This is a genomic window from Nocardia sp. NPDC058244 (assembly GCF_042882065.1).
Classification (GTDB): Bacteria; Actinomycetota; Actinomycetes; order Mycobacteriales; family Mycobacteriaceae; genus Nocardia.
On record NZ_JBHVWX010000002.1, the window covers coordinates 26,747 to 41,011 of the forward strand.

The window sequence follows — 14,265 nt, forward strand, 5'->3', positions numbered from 1 at the left end:
CATGGTCGGCCATCCGGGCGGGCCGCCGCTACCCGGTGCGAGGTCACCGGCCGCGCGACTCGGCACAGCCGGAAGCGGGACGCAGACACCGGGTGACACGGATTCAGCCGGACCGACCGGACGGCCGCCAGTGCGGCGAACGACCGAGGACACGCAGGATGCGGTCGAGCGTCGCCTCGTCGTCAGCAATCTCGAGCGCCGGGGCGAAGGCCGCGCCGGGACGCTGACGCGATTTTCCGGTCGGGACGGCCAGGGCGACGCGCAACGCGGTCGGGGCCAGGTCGGGGTCGAGATCGATCGTGCCGCCGACGGATCGGGCGACATCCCACGCGTGCACGACGCTGTCGATGAGATGAAAGCCCAGGGCGATCGTGGCCGGGAACCGCCCGGGCGGAATCTCCGGCAGGGCCAGGGTGCGGGTGAGCGCGCCGGGTGCGGCGAAGGCGGCGAGCACCTCGTCGGCCGAACGCAGGTAGTCACCGACCGGGTCGGCGGCACGCCGGACTTCCCACACTCGCGGGTCGTCCTCGCCGCGCGCCGCGGCCGCGAAGCCCCGGTTCTGGGTGCCCATGTGGTCGAGCAGGTCGCGCAGATCCCACCCGGCGCAGGGCGTTTCGCCGGTCAGCGGAGCGTCGCCGACCGCCGAGACCGCGTCGACGCTCAACCGGACGGCGCGCCGATGCCGGGCGAGCAGGAGTTGATCCTCCGAAATAGTATGCATAGGTAGATCGTATGCATATGCTTATGATCTGCCAAGGCGATCACCCCGGTAGATTTCGACCATGCCGAAAGCGACCCGCCCCGACCTCGCGGCCATGCTCGTGCCGCTCGGCCGCGCGCTGACGGAGGCGGAACGGCCCGTCCTCGACCGGCACGGGCTCACCATGTGGGCCTACGCGGTGCTGCTCGGACTCGACGAACAGCCGGTCCACACCCAGGCCGCGCTGGCCAAGGCGGTCCGCGCGGACAAGACCAGGATCATCCCGGTCCTCGACGACCTGCAGCGACGCGGCCTGATCCGGCGCGAACCCGATCCGGCCGACCGGCGCGTCAACCTCGTCCGGCTGACTCCCGCCGGAGCAAGCCTGCGCGACCGCGCCCAGCACGACATCCAGGCCGAGGAACAGCGACTTCTCGCCGACCTCCCCGCCGCGGATCGACACACCTTCCTGCGAGTACTACAAACGCTGTCCGAACGCAGCGGAACGCAGATCTCCGACGCGTGATCGATGACACAGACCGGCGATGAGGTTACCGGCCGTGGTACGCCTCATGAAGACGAATAAGCCCAGGTCATCTAGCCTTGAGAGGTGCTGAAGACTCATACCGGCACACTCTGACGCAACGGAGCGATCCCAGAGAAGAAAGCGACTGCCGATGATCCTGGCGGCTCAGCTCAGCGACACCCACTTCGACCTCACCCCGCGCAACACCGAGCGCGTGGAGCGAGTGATGGCCTATCTGGCCGACCTCCCCCGCAAGCCCGACGTCATCCTCGTCACCGGCGACATCACCGACTCCGGCAAGCCGGAGCAGTACGCCGAAGCCCGCCTGGCCCTGGCGGCCGATATCCCCGTCTACCTGCTGCCGGGCAACCACGACGACCGCGTCGCCTTCCGCACCGAGCTGCTGGGCGAACCGCCGTCCACCGCGCCGATCAACAGCGTCCACCGCGTCGGACCGCTCACCGTGATCCTGCTCGACTCCAGCGTTCCCGGCGAATCGGGCGGCCTGCTCGCCGACGAGACCTTCGACTGGCTGCGCGCGACCCTGGCCGCCGCGCCGGCCGACGGCCCCATCCTGGTGGCGCTGCATCATCCGCCGAAACCCGTCGCCAGCCCGGTCGTCGACGTGATCGCGCTGGCCGAGCCGGACCGCCTCGCCGCCGTCGTCGCGGGCGATTCGCGCATCATCGGCGTCCTCACCGGCCACGCGCACTCCCCCATCGCGACCACCTTCGCCGGAAAACCCATGGTGACCTGCCCGAGCACCGCGTCCGTGCTGGGCGGCGCCTGGGAGGTGACGCTGCCGCACAAGGTCATGGACTACGCGCCCGATCCGGCGGTCGCCCTGCACGTCATCGATGAGACCAATACCCTCACAACTCATTTCCGCACGGTGGCGATGGGCGGCTGGCTGGCCGAACCGCCGGTCTGAGCCCGGTTTCTCCACCGATTCCTCACACAACCGCTACACGAGGTCACAGACCGGCCACATACACCCCTGGCAGACTGGGACAGGTGAGAGACACGCCCGCGGAATTGCCCCGCGGACCCCTGCGCCCCATCGAACTGGCCACCGGTGCCGTGATGGCCGGTCTGACCGTCGGCCTGATCACCGTCGGTTCCCTGGTGCCCATGGCCGCGGCCCTGCAACTGGTCGCGGCGGTTCCGCTGGGTCTGCTCGCCCACCGCTATCGCCTGCGCGCGCTGGTCACCGCCAGCGTCGCGGCGGGGCTGGTCACCTTCGTCGCCGCGGGCATCATGCCCGCGCTCGGTGTGTTCGGCGCCGCGACGCTCGCGGGCATCATCGGCATCGTGAAGCGGCGCGGTGGCGGGCTGCCCGCGGTGCTGGCGCTGGCGACGCTGGCCGGCGTGGGCTGGGGCCTGTTCTCGGTCGGCAGCCTGCTGCTCTTCGCGCGCACCAGGGAGCTGTTCTTCGAGGCCATCCGCAATACCGCCAAGGGCATCCAGAACCTGGCCGCCCGGCAGCCCGCGCTGGAACCGCTCGGCCGCGCCGCCACCGACCTCACCGACGCGCTGCTTCGCAATTGGTGGCTCTACCTCGGCGGATCGGTCTTCCTCGGGGTGCTGGTGAGCGCGATCGTGTCGTGGTTCGTGCTCGGCACGGTGCTGGACCGGCTGGCCTGGCTGCCCGGCAGCGACCGCCTCGACGCCCCCGACGACGACCGCGCGATCGGCCCGCTGCCGGTCACCCTGCACGGCGCCGGCTACCGCTATCCCGGCGCCACCGCCGACGCGCTGTCCGGCATCGACCTGACCATCCACCCGGGCGAGTTCGTCGCCGTGGTCGGTCACAACGGCTCGGGCAAGTCGACGCTCACCCGCGTGCTCGCGGGCAGGCCGCCGACCTCGGGCGCGGTCAGCAGGCCGGGCTCGGCCGGACTGGGCGAGCTGGGCGGCACCGCGCTGGTGCTGCAACGCCCGGAGAGCCAGACCCTCGGCGTCTCGGTGGCCGACGACGTCGTGTGGGGCCTGTCGGCCGAGCTGGCCGCCGAGGTCGACGTCGACGCGCTGCTGGCCGAGGTCGGCCTGACCGGCATGGGCAGGCGCGAGACCGCGACCCTCTCGGGCGGTCAGCAGCAGCGCCTCGCCGTCGCCGCCGCGCTGGCCCGGCGCCCCGCGCTGCTCATCGCCGACGAGGCGACCTCGATGATCGACCCCGACGGCCGCCGCGACCTCGTCGCGCTGCTGGCCGAACTGCCGCGCAGGCACGGCACCGCCGTCGTCCTGGTGACCCACCACGAGGCCGACGCGAGCGCCGCCGACCGGGTGATCCACCTGGCGAACGGCCGCATGGTCGACCACCTCGCCCGCTGGCCGCAGCCCGCCCGCGACCAGCGCCGCGGCCCGATGGGCGCGACCATCCTCGAACTGACCGACGTGCGCCACACCTACAACCGCGGCACGCCGTGGGAGGCGCCCGCGCTGCACGGCGTCGACCTGGCGGTGCGGCAGGGCGAGGCGCTGCTGATCGTCGGCGGCAACGGTTCCGGCAAGTCGACGCTGGCCTGGATCATCGCCGGGCTCATCGCGCCCAGCTCGGGTCGCTGCGAGCTGCGCGGCGATCCGGTGGACCAGCAGATCGGCCGGGTCGCGCTGGCCTTCCAGCACTCCCGGCTGCAATTGCAGAAGCAGACCGTCGGCGCCGAGATCGCCGACTGGGGCGGCCGGGCGACCGGCTCCGGTGCGGTCGGCCGGGCGCTGGACGCGGTGGGCCTCGATCGCCGCCTCGCCGCCCGCTCGGTCGAGGAACTCAGCGGCGGGCAGGCCAAGCGGGTAGTGCTCGCGGCGATGGTGGCCAGTCATCCCCAGGTGGTGGTGCTGGACGAGCCGCTGGCCGGACTCGATCCGCAGGGCCGCGCCGAGATCGTCGAACTGCTCGCCCGGCTGCGCGACGCGGGGCAGACGCTGATCGTCATCTCCCACGACGTGGCCGATGTGACCGCGGTGTGCGACCGGACCGTGCATCTGGACGCTGGCGTCGTCGTCGAGACCGCGGGCGCGCGGCGCCCGGTCGGCGCGCAGCCGGCGCCACTACTGCCGGGACGCCCGGAAACCGTCTGGCGACTGGACAAGCCACCGCACAACGAACCGGGAAGCGGGGTCGTCCGATGAGTACCGTGCTGCTGCGTGAGGTTCCGGTCGACAGTGTCGTGCACCGGTTGTGGGCGGGTACCAAGATGATCGCCGCCTTCCTGATCAGCCTGCTGCTGATGTTCCTGCCGACCTGGCCGGTGCTCGGCATGATGATCGCGTTCCTGGTGCTGATCTGGGTGGTGGCCCGGCTGCCGCTGGGCGCGCTGCCCCGATTGCCCTGGTGGTTCTGGGGTTTGGTGCTGCTCGGCGGGCTGATCAACGCGCCGATCGGGATGAAGGCGGTGCTCGGGTACGCGCAGGTCTTCGTGTTCGGCATGGTGCTGGTGGCGGCGTCGTTCCTGATCGCCTACACCACCCCGATGGGCGAGGTGGCGCCCGCGCTGGCGAAACTCGGTGCGCCGCTGCGCAAGTTGCGCCTGCCGGTGGACGAGTGGGCGGTGGTCGTCGCGCTGACGCTGCGTGGCCTGCCGCTGCTGCTCGACGAGATCCGGGTGCTGCGCGCGGCGCGCAAACTGCGCCCGAAGGAGAACCTGCTGCATCGCGCCGCCGATGCCAACCCGCTCATCGACATCCTCACCGCGTGCATGGCGGTATCCACCCGCCGCGCGGGCGAACTCGGCGAGGCGATCACCGCGCGCGGCGGCACCGGCATGCTCACCGCGCACCCCAGCGCGCCTACCCGCCGCGACGCGATCGCCCTCGGCGTCGTCGTCGCGGTCTGTGTCGGCGCGATCGCGCTGAGCGTCGCGCTCTGAACCCGGCCGGGCGTCCTGCGCCGCGCGGGGCGCGGGGCGGGCGATACTGGCTGGCGTGACGCACAGCGAGCGCGCGGTACCCGCCTGGCGCGAGCCCACCGAGGGCGAATCCCGCTTGGCCGCCACCGCGGCGATCCTGACGATCGTGGTCGTCCAGGTGCTGCTGCCGAGCGAGTTCCTGCCCGCCCCGGTGTGGTTGCTGCCGATGCTCGAGCTCGGCGTGATGGCGGTGCTGCTGATCGCCAACCCCAGCCGGATGGATCGCGAGGAACCCTGGATCCGCCGGCTCAGCCTGCTGCTGTCCGGCCTGATCAGCTTCGCGACCACCGTGTCGGCGCTGCGCCTCGTGCAGACCATCTTCACGGGCGAGGACAACCGCGGGGCGGGGACGCTGCTCGGTAGCGGGGCGATGATCTGGGCGACCAACATCATCGCCTTCTCCCTGCTGTACTGGGAGTTCGATCGGGGCGGTCCGGCCGCGCGCGCCAACGGCCGGAAACCTCTACCAGACTTCTTGTTTCCACAGATGCAGGACGAGCGGCTGGGCGGCAAGGACTGGCGGCCGGAGTACCTCGACTACCTCTACCTGGCCTTCACCAACGCGGCCTCCTTCGCCCCGGCCGACGTGCTCCCGCTGTCACGGTGGTGCAAGGTGCTGATGATGGCGCAATCCGCCATTTCCGTGGTCATCGTCGTCACGATCGTCGCGCGCGCGATCAACATCATCGAGTAGGGGCCGAGCACGGTTCGCGATAGCGAATATCTATGAAAGATTTGATGTTTAAAACCCGAATTCACTGTTCAGCTACCCTCGGGCAGGCTATGGTTCATCTCGACATCGAGCTGGACCGCTTTACGCGCCGTCACTAGCTTTCTCGGGGGAGCCATGATCACGGCGCATTTCGTTTGGGCACGTCACCTGATGAACCAGATGGGAACGTTCACATGATCATCCGCAAGATCGCCGCCGCGGCCATTCCGGTCCTCGCGGTAGCGCTCGTCGGCACCGGTGTGGCAGGGGCGGATCCGGTAACCCCGGACGTCGAGTACCGCACCGACCTGGTCGGCAACAAAGTCATCACCACCCTCACCCACGGCACCTTCGCCATCGACGGCGGCACCGTCCACGTCCGTGACGAAGCGGGCGCGACCCTGGTCTCGCTGCCGCTCTCGATCCGTGACGGCAGCCTCGAATACCCGCTGCCGCACACGGTTCGTGAGGACAGCCGAGTCCTCGAACTGACCGCGGTCAAGGACGTCGCGGCGGCCAGGCCCAACCTGACCCCGGTCGCCTCGCCCGCGGAAAACTATGCGGCACAGGCGAACTTCGCCTCCACCTTCGGCCTGGCCACCGCCATCGGCAGCTTCGTCGGCATGGCCGTCGGCGCGGTCATCGGCCTGGTGATCGGCGCGGCCGCGGGCGGCGTCGGCGCGATTCCCGGCTTCATCACCGGCGCCACCGTCGGCGGGATCATCGGCACCCTCGTCGTCGGCGGACCCACGCTGGCCGTCGCGGGCTTCGACCTGATCAACACCCTGCTGGCGCCGCCGGGCACCACGCAGTGGGCGCAGCAGACCAAATAGTCTGCGCAACAGCCCTATTGCCGATCGCACCGACGCCTACACTGGCGTCGGTGCGACAAGGCAACGGACTCGACATTCCCGATACCCTCGGCGATCTGTGCGCGCCCGATCGGATGGCGCTGATCGTCTACGACATGCAGGTCGGCGTGCTCGGCCAGCTGCCCGACGGCCAGGAGGTCGTCGAACGGGTGGTGCGCGTGGTCGAGGCCGCCCGCAGTGCGGGCTATCCGGTGATCTTCCTGCGGCACTTCTTCCCGCCGCGCCGCCTCTCCGGCGTCTACGCGATGCGCCTGCTGATGGGCTGGCAGCACGCGGAATCCATCGATGACGTGCAGTTCATCCTCCAGCGCGATACCCCGGGCTTCGAACTGGTGCCCGAACTGGTTCCCCGCGCGGACGAACTGGTCTTGGACAAGATGACGATGTCGGCCTTCGAGGGCACCCCGCTGGCCGCACTCCTGCGCGACCTGAAGATCGGCGCCTACGCCATCGCCGGCGTCGCGCTCGAGATCGGCATCGTGCCCACCGTGGCGCATTCCACCGACCTGGGCTTCGTCCCGGTGGTGATCGGCGACGCCTGCGGCGGCCGCGACGAAGAAGCCATGGCGAGGGCCTACGACGAGTTCGCCTTCCAGGGAAACGCACTGGTCACCGACGTCGCGACGATCACCGACCTGATGAAGAACCCCGTCAGCTAACCCACCGCACACGGTTTCCGGCCGCCTCGTGTCCGAGGGGCGAGACGTACCGCCGAAGGCGCAGTATCGCCCCTCGGACGCGAGGTCACGAGGCCGGAAACCCGCGGCGCCAGCCGCCTATATCTCAGTCCCGGATGGCCTTCTTGGCCGCGTCCTGGGCGGAATCGACCTGACCGGAGAACTTCCCGCCGGTCTTCTCGTCGACCACGTCACCGGCCTTCTCGATGACCCCGTCGACCTTGTCCGCATGCTGGGCGGCCAGATCCATCGCCTTGCCCGCCAGGTTCTTGAAATCCACCGTGCACTCCTCGCTGATTCGAACCGGTCCAACGCGATCACCCTAGCAACACCGCAGCTTTCGCGGCAGGGTCAGCTCGGTGAACTCGTCACGCCGTCCCACACCGGGTGCCACAGCCTGCCGGTGTCGGTCCAGGACTGGAAACGGACGGTGCCGGTGAGTCCGGGGGTGACCCACTGCGCGTCGTGGCGCTCCTCGGCGGTCATCTCGTTGACGAACGGCGAGCTCGCGCGGTGCAGCCGCCGCAGTTCCGCCGCGATCCGCCGGGACTGCTCGACGCCGAAACCGGTGCCGACGCGGCCGATGTAGACCAGCCCGTTCTCGTGCGGGATACCGAGCAGCAGCGATTTGAACTCGCGCTTGTCGCTGCGCCGCCACCCGCCGACGACGACCTCCCTGCTGCGCCAGTTGCGCTGCTTGAGCCAGGTCTGGGTGCGCTTGCCCGGCTGATACATCGAGTCGACCCGCTTGGCGACGACCCCTTCCTGCCCCTGTTCCCGGCTGACCGCCATCGCCTCGGCTCCCGACCCCGCCAGCAGCGGGGAGACGTTCATCGACGGCGCCAGCTTGCCCAGGGCCTCGAGCACCGCGCGCCGGTCGCTGTATTTCTTGCGCAGCAGCGAGGTGCCGTCGAGGTAGAGCACGTCGAAGGCGACGAACACCGCGAGCGCCGAATCCGCTTGCAGCGCGGAGATGTCCGAGAGCCCGTTCGCGTCGAGGACCACGGCCTCACCGTCGAGCACCACGCGGTGCCCGGCCAGCTCGCCGCCCAGCGCGGCCAACCGGGGATAGCGGGCGGTGACGGTGTTGCCCGCGCGGCTGCGGACGGTGACGATGCCGTCGTCGATCTCGACGATCACCCGGAAGCCGTCCCACTTGGTCTCGAAGGCCCAGTCCCCCACGCCGAGCCCGTCCACCTCGCCCGCCGTGGCGAGCATCGGCGACAGACCACGCGGAAAGTCCCCGCTGCCGCTGTCCTCCACAGGTTCTCGTGGGTTCTGGTCGCGCATGAAGTGCATCAGCCACTGGTCGCCGTTGGTGCGGATGAAGGCGTAGCGGCCGTGCAGCCGGCCGCCGTCCAGTTCCACGATCACCTCGTCGTCGCGCCATTTCTCGGTGCGATAGGTGCCCGTGTCCCAGATCGTCATCTCGCCCGCGCCGTACTCGCCCTTCGGGATGGTGCCGTGGAAGTCGAGGTATTCGAGGGGATGGTCCTCGGTGCGCACGGCGAGCCGATTGTGTCGCGGTTCGGTCGGCGGGCCCTTGGGCACCGCCCACGACGCGAGCACGCCGTCGCGTTCGAGCCGGACATCCCAGTGCAAGCGGCGCGCGTGGTGCTCCTGGACGACGAAGCGATCACCGGGCCCCGGCTCCGGCGGCGCGGCGGGCACCGGCTCGGGCGTGCGGTCGGGATCGCGCATGCTGCGGTACTTGGTGAGCGCGTCGGGCCCGCTGGGCAGCGGCGGATCGAGCTCGGCCAGCAGGTCGCCGTCGCGCTGCCAGCGCACGAGAACCTCGTCGAAGCGCAACTGGCGCAGCGACTCCGGGTCCTCGATCTCGGCCCAGTCGCGCGGCGCCGCGGCATTGGGCTCGGCCCGGCCGCGCAGCGAGTACGGGGCGATGGTGGTCTTGGCCGCGTTGTTCTGGCTCCAGTCCAGGAAGACCTTGCCCGCGCGGGCCGACTTCGCCATCGTCGCGGTGACCAGATCCGGGTGCAGCTGTTCGAGATTGGCGGCGACCTGCTTGGCGACGGTGGACGCCCCGCGCGAACTCACCACCCGATCCAGCGGCACGTAGACGTGAATTCCCTTGCTGCCGCTGGTCACCGGGAACGCGCGCATCCCGATCTCGGCGACCAGGTCGCGCACGGCGAGCGCCACCCGCGCGCATTCGGCCAGGCCCGCACCGGGACCGGGGTCGAGGTCGAACACGATCCTGGTCGCCGGGCCGCGCTGGTCACCGTCGAAACGCCATTGCGGCACATGGACTTCCAGGGCCGCCTGCTGGCCGAGCCAGGCCAGTCCCGCTTCGGAGTCGATCAGCGGGTAGGTCACCGTGCGGCTGGAATGCTCGATCACCCGGCGCTGGATCCAGGCGGGTGCGTGCTCCGGCAGATTCTTCTCGAAGAAGTCGGGGTGATCCACCCCGTTGGGCCACCGCTTCCTGGTGACCGGCCGCCCCGCGAGATGGGGCAACATCGCCTCGGCGATCGCCGAATAGTAGGCGATCACCTCGCCTTTGGTCGTCCCGGTCGCCGGGTACAGCTCCTTGTCGAGGTTGCTGAGCTCAACCTCGATCGCCGGTTCTCCCGGCGGACCCCGGAACTCCCGGCGGACCATCGACGCGGTTCGGCGGCGGGGACCGACGGCCTGCGGCCCCCGCGCACCGAATCAGGCCTGCGGTCCCGGATCGGTCGGGGCGGCGCCGCCTGCGGTGCTCCCTGGGTCGGCCTGCGGCGGAACGACCTTCTTCGCCGCGTCCTTGCCCTTCTCGATCTTGTCGCTGTACTTGCCGCCGGTCTTGTCATCGATGAAGCTGCCGGCCTTGTCGACCGCTTCGTTGATCTTGTCGGCGTTCTGCGCAGCCGCTTCCTTGCCCTTACCGAGCAAGCCCTTCAAGGTATCCACGAGACTCATCTGCCGATGTTCCTTTCCCGTAAGAAGGTGTCACTCCACATCCTCCCACCACGAAACCCGCGGTGGGAGGTCATTCGGAACCACCCGCTGGCCCGGCTTGGGCACCACTGTGGAGGTACCCGCCGCGGCCGCCGCGGACACCAATCGATGCACCGGCTCGGACCATCCGTGGAAGGCGAGGTTGAAGGTGGCCCAGTGGATCGGGACCAGCAGCCCGTACCCGGGGTCGCCCAGGCACAGGTCGGCGTGCGCGCGCACCGCCTCCTCGGGATTCATGTGCACGTCGGTCCAGCGCTCGTCGTAGGCGCCGATCGGCAGCAGCGTCAGGTCGAACGGGCCGAGGACGGCGCCCGCCTGGGCGAAGGCCTTGGTGTAGCCGGTGTCGCCGCCGAAATAGACCCGCTTGGTGGGTCCGGCCAGCGCCCACGACGCCCACAGCGTGGTGTTGCGGACCAGGCCGCGACCGGAGAAGTGCCTGGCCTCGGCACAGGTGATGGTGAGGCCGCGGTCGTTCTCGCCGCGGCCGAGCGAGACCGAGCCACCCCAGTCGAGCTCGATGATCCGGTACTCGGGCACACCCCAGTGGCGCAGGTGGGCGCCGATGCCGGTGGGCACGACGAACGGCGCGAGCTGTTCGCGGACCAGGGCGTCGACGGTGGCCTTGTCCAGGTGGTCGTAGTGATCGTGGGAGATGATCACCGCGTCGACGGCGGGCAGCTCCGTCAGTTCGCCGGGCACCGGGTGCAGCCGGGCCGGGCCGATCACCGGCGACGGCGAGACCCGCTCGCTCCACACCGGGTCGGCCAGCACGCGGTAGCCGTCGAGCTCGATCAGCGCGCTCGCGTGCCCGTACCAGGTCACCGCCAGGTCGGCGGCCTCGGCGGGCGGGGCGGGCGTCTCCAGTGGCACCGGACGCGACGGCCTGCCCACCCGGCCCTTGGTCAGCCCGGACCACAGCAGCGACGGTGCCGCGCCCGCGGCCATCATGCTGCTCGGTTCGGTGTTGTGGAACCGGCCGTCCCGATACGACGACTTGCCCAGTGCGGTCGGTTCGATGTCCGCGGGGCCGGCGCCGAGCGCGGTGGGCAGTCCCCACACCGCACGCGCTACCCAGGCGAGCCCGAGCGTGCTCGCCACCGACCCCGCAACGCGTGCGAGCCGCATCAGCGGCCCACGAACTTCGCCGGGCGCTTCTCCTGCCGAGCCAATCGGCCCTCCTTCGCGTCGTTGCTTGACCAGGCGGCTTCCAGCGCGGCCCGCTGCTGGGCGCTGGCCGGATCGCGGGTGCCGTCGTCGTTGAGCATCAGTTTCATCGCCTGGAGCGACAGTGGCGCGAGCGCGGCGATGGACTTCGCCCAGTCCTGCGCGTCGGCGAGCGTGCCGAGCTTGTTGGCGAAGCCGAAGGTGTAGGCGTCGGCGGCCGAGACCGGGTCGGCCGCGAGCAGGATGGTGCGAGCCGGACCGCCGCCGATCAACGAGACCAGCCGCGAGACCGTCCAGCGGTCGACCGAGATGCCCAGCTTGGCGGCGGGCACCGCGATGAACGCGTCCGGTTCGATCACCCGCAGGTCCGAGGCGATCGCCAGCTGCACGCCCGCGCCGAGCGCACCGCCGTTGATCGCCGAGATCACCGGCACCGGGAGGGATTCGATGGTGTGCAGCATGTCGAGCAGGCCGCCGAGGAACGACTCGGAGTACACGCCCGACAGATCGGCACCCGCGCTGAAGATCGGCCCACGGCCGGTCAGCACGATCGCCCGCGCGCCCTGCGCTACCGCGTCGATCATCGCGTCGCGCAGCAGACCGACCAGTTCCTCGCTGAGCGCGTTGCGCCGTTCCTCGCGCTGCATTTCGATGGTGATCACGTCACCATCGCGAGTCACGCCGAGCATGCGTCCTCCCCAGAAGTACCGACACCATCGTTGCCCTAACTCTGCCACAGGCGGCCGTCGGCGCCCGGTAAGGCGATAGCATCGGCGGCTGTGGCGACCGACTTCGACATCCTGGTGATCGGTGCGGGCCAGTCCGGACTCTCCGCCGGTTACCACCTGCGCCGCCTCGGGTTGGTCCCCGAACGCGACTTCCTCATCGTCGACCACGCCCCCGGCCCCGGCGGCGCCTGGCAGTTCCGGTGGCCCTCCCTCACGCTGACCACCGTCAACCGGGTGCACGATCTGCCGGGGATGTCCTTCGCCGAGACGCTGCCGCCCGGCTCGGAGTCCGCGCCGGCGGCCAGCGCGGTGCCGCACTACTACGAGCTCTACGAGAAGCGCTTCGACCTGCGGGTTCGCCGGCAGGTGACGGTGAACGTGGTGTGCGACCGGACCGCCGACGGCCAGTCCTGCGCCGGTCGCGGCGAGGTGCTGCACGTGGAGACCGAGGGCGCGGGGACGCTGCGCACCCGCGGATTGATCAACGGCACCGGCACCTGGGAGCACCCGTTCATCCCGGTCTACCCCGGCGCGGACAGCTTCGCCGGACGGCAACTGCACACCCGCGACTACCGCACCGCCGCCGAGTTCGCCGGCAAACACGTGGTCATCGTCGGGGGCGGCATCTCGGCGGTGCAATTGCTCGACGAGATCTCGCAGGTGACGTCCACCACATGGGTCACCCGCAGCGAGCCGGTGTTCCGCTCGCTGCCGTTCCGCGAGGACGACGGGCGCGCGGCCGTCGCGATCGTCGAGGACCGGGTGCGCCGCGGGTTGCCGCCCGGATCGGTGGTCTCGGTGACCGGCCTGCCGCTCGACGAGCGCCTGCGCGCCGCGCGCGACCGCGGCGTCCTCGTCCGGCAGCCGATGTTCGAGCGGGTCGAACCGACCGGGGTGCGCTGGGCCGACGGACGGTTCCAGGCGGCCGACGTCATCCTGTGGGCGACCGGCTTCCGCAGCGCGCTCGACCACCTGGCGCCGCTGCGGCTGCGCGGGCCCGGTGGCGGCATCACGATGACCGGCAGGCTGGCCACCCAGGTGGCGGTCGACCCGCGCGTGCACCTGATCGGCTACGGACCGTCGGCCAGCACCATCGGCGCCAACCGGGCGGGCCGGGCCGCGGCCGCCGAACTGACCGGCTACCTGGGGATCACGCCAGCCCGGCGCTGAACGTGCCCGGATCGGGGCCGACGCGGGTGCCCGTGTCCAGCCGGTTGATCGCCTCCATCGCCTGCGCGTCCAGTTCGAAGGAGAACACGTCGAAGTTCTCGGCGATGCGCGACGGGGTGACCGACTTCGGGATGACGATATTGCCCAGCTGCAGGTGCCAGCGGATGATCACCTGCGCCGGCGTGCGGTCGAGTTCCTTGGCGATGGTGACCACGGTCGGGTTGTCCAGCAGCGTGCCCTGCCCCAGCGGGCTCCACGCCTCGGTGGCGATGGCGTGGTTGGCGTCGTACTGGCGCAGTTCGCGCTGCGCGAGGGTGGGATGGAGTTCGATCTGGTTGACCGCCGGGGTCTCGCCGGTCTCGGCGATCACGGTCTCGAGGTCGATCACCCGGAAGTTGGAGACGCCGATCGAGCCGATCCGGCCCTGCGCCTTGAGCGCCTGGAAGGCGCGGAAGGTGTCGACGTAGCGACCGGCCGATGGCACCGGCCAGTGGATCAGGTACAGGTCCAGATAGTCCAGGCCGAGGCGCCGCATGCTGGCGTCGAAGGCGCGCAGCGTGCTGTCGTAACCCTGCTCGGCGTTCCAGAGCTTGGTGGTCACGTAGATCTCGTCGCGGGGGATGCCCGAGGCACGGATGGCGCGGCCGACGCCCTCCTCGTTGCCGTAGATCGCGGCCGTGTCGATGCTGCGGTAGCCGACGTCCAGCGCGGCGGCCACCACCGGGGTGACGTCGTCCTCCGGCACCTGGAACACACCGAAGCCGAGCTGCGGAATGACGTTCCCGTCATTGAGCACGATGGTGGGAACAGGGCTGTTAGCGCTACGGAAGGTCACCCATCCGACGGTAGAAGT

Annotated in this window: 15 protein-coding genes; 8 read left to right on the forward strand and 7 right to left on the reverse strand. The window is 70.3% G+C overall.

Annotated features, from left to right (window positions below; translation table 11 throughout):
- Positions 1–103: 103 nt before the first annotated feature.
- Positions 104–721: a TIGR03086 family metal-binding protein gene (locus ACFVW6_RS06260; RefSeq protein WP_378833780.1), complete on the reverse strand. Its 618-nt coding sequence runs from the start codon at positions 719–721 to the stop codon at positions 104–106.
- Positions 722–782: 61 nt separating this feature from the next.
- Between ACFVW6_RS06260 and ACFVW6_RS06265 the strand changes: the two genes are divergently transcribed.
- The 7 genes from ACFVW6_RS06265 (at position 783) to ACFVW6_RS06295 (ending at position 7,377) form a co-directional block, all read left to right on the forward strand.
- The gene (locus ACFVW6_RS06265) at positions 783–1,226 is read left to right on the forward strand and encodes a MarR family winged helix-turn-helix transcriptional regulator (RefSeq protein ID WP_378833778.1); all 444 of its coding nucleotides are present in this window, start codon (positions 783–785) and stop codon (positions 1,224–1,226) included.
- Between the two features lie 151 nt (positions 1,227–1,377).
- Positions 1,378–2,157 (forward strand): metallophosphoesterase, encoded by a 780-nt coding sequence (locus ACFVW6_RS06270; RefSeq protein ID WP_378833775.1) that lies wholly within the window; start codon positions 1,378–1,380, stop codon positions 2,155–2,157.
- Positions 2,158–2,309: 152 nt separating this feature from the next.
- Positions 2,310–4,358 (forward strand): ABC transporter ATP-binding protein, encoded by a 2,049-nt coding sequence (locus ACFVW6_RS06275; protein WP_378833840.1) that lies wholly within the window; start codon positions 2,310–2,312, stop codon positions 4,356–4,358.
- The gene (locus ACFVW6_RS06280) at positions 4,355–5,095 is read left to right on the forward strand and encodes an energy-coupling factor transporter transmembrane protein EcfT (RefSeq protein WP_355271154.1); all 741 of its coding nucleotides are present in this window, start codon (positions 4,355–4,357) and stop codon (positions 5,093–5,095) included. Before ACFVW6_RS06275 ends, ACFVW6_RS06280 begins: the two co-directional genes overlap by 4 nt.
- A gap of 55 nt (positions 5,096–5,150) precedes the next feature.
- Entirely contained in the window at positions 5,151–5,828 is a 678-nt protein-coding gene (locus ACFVW6_RS06285) for a hypothetical protein (RefSeq protein WP_357346393.1), read from the forward strand.
- A 212-nt stretch (positions 5,829–6,040) separates the two neighbouring features.
- Positions 6,041–6,679 carry an ammonium transporter gene (locus tag ACFVW6_RS06290; RefSeq protein WP_355271151.1) on the forward strand — a complete coding sequence of 213 codons (639 nt, stop codon included), beginning with the start codon at positions 6,041–6,043 and terminating at the stop codon, positions 6,677–6,679.
- A gap of 50 nt (positions 6,680–6,729) precedes the next feature.
- Entirely contained in the window at positions 6,730–7,377 is a 648-nt protein-coding gene (locus ACFVW6_RS06295) for a cysteine hydrolase family protein (protein WP_378833771.1), read from the forward strand.
- 124 nt (positions 7,378–7,501) lie between these two features.
- Here ACFVW6_RS06295 and ACFVW6_RS06300 read toward each other — a convergent pair whose 3' ends face one another.
- The 5 genes from ACFVW6_RS06300 to ACFVW6_RS06320 all read right to left on the reverse strand — a co-directional run bounded on the left by ACFVW6_RS06300 (position 7,502) and on the right by ACFVW6_RS06320 (position 12,203).
- Complete coding sequence (locus ACFVW6_RS06300) at positions 7,502–7,675, reverse strand: antitoxin (RefSeq protein ID WP_355271148.1); 174 nt, start codon at positions 7,673–7,675, stop codon at positions 7,502–7,504.
- Between the two features lie 71 nt (positions 7,676–7,746).
- Positions 7,747–10,014: an ATP-dependent DNA ligase gene (locus tag ACFVW6_RS06305; protein ID WP_378833767.1), complete on the reverse strand. Its 2,268-nt coding sequence runs from the start codon at positions 10,012–10,014 to the stop codon at positions 7,747–7,749.
- 51 nt (positions 10,015–10,065) lie between these two features.
- Entirely contained in the window at positions 10,066–10,311 is a 246-nt protein-coding gene (locus ACFVW6_RS06310) for an antitoxin (RefSeq protein ID WP_355271145.1), read from the reverse strand.
- A gap of 30 nt (positions 10,312–10,341) precedes the next feature.
- The gene (locus tag ACFVW6_RS06315) at positions 10,342–11,475 is read right to left on the reverse strand and encodes an MBL fold metallo-hydrolase (protein ID WP_365010422.1); all 1,134 of its coding nucleotides are present in this window, start codon (positions 11,473–11,475) and stop codon (positions 10,342–10,344) included.
- The gene (locus tag ACFVW6_RS06320) at positions 11,475–12,203 is read right to left on the reverse strand and encodes an enoyl-CoA hydratase (RefSeq protein ID WP_378833765.1); all 729 of its coding nucleotides are present in this window, start codon (positions 12,201–12,203) and stop codon (positions 11,475–11,477) included. Before ACFVW6_RS06320 ends, ACFVW6_RS06315 begins: the two co-directional genes overlap by 1 nt.
- Before the next feature lie 90 nt (positions 12,204–12,293).
- Here ACFVW6_RS06320 and ACFVW6_RS06325 point away from each other — a divergent pair, with 90 nt between their 5' ends.
- Positions 12,294–13,412 carry an NAD(P)-binding domain-containing protein gene (locus ACFVW6_RS06325; protein WP_378833763.1) on the forward strand — a complete coding sequence of 373 codons (1,119 nt, stop codon included), beginning with the start codon at positions 12,294–12,296 and terminating at the stop codon, positions 13,410–13,412.
- Here the strand turns inward: ACFVW6_RS06325 and ACFVW6_RS06330 are convergent.
- Complete coding sequence (locus ACFVW6_RS06330; protein WP_365010419.1) at positions 13,393–14,247, reverse strand: aldo/keto reductase; 855 nt, start codon at positions 14,245–14,247, stop codon at positions 13,393–13,395. The genes ACFVW6_RS06325 and ACFVW6_RS06330 overlap by 20 nt on opposite strands.
- Between the last annotated feature and the right edge of the window lie 18 nt (positions 14,248–14,265).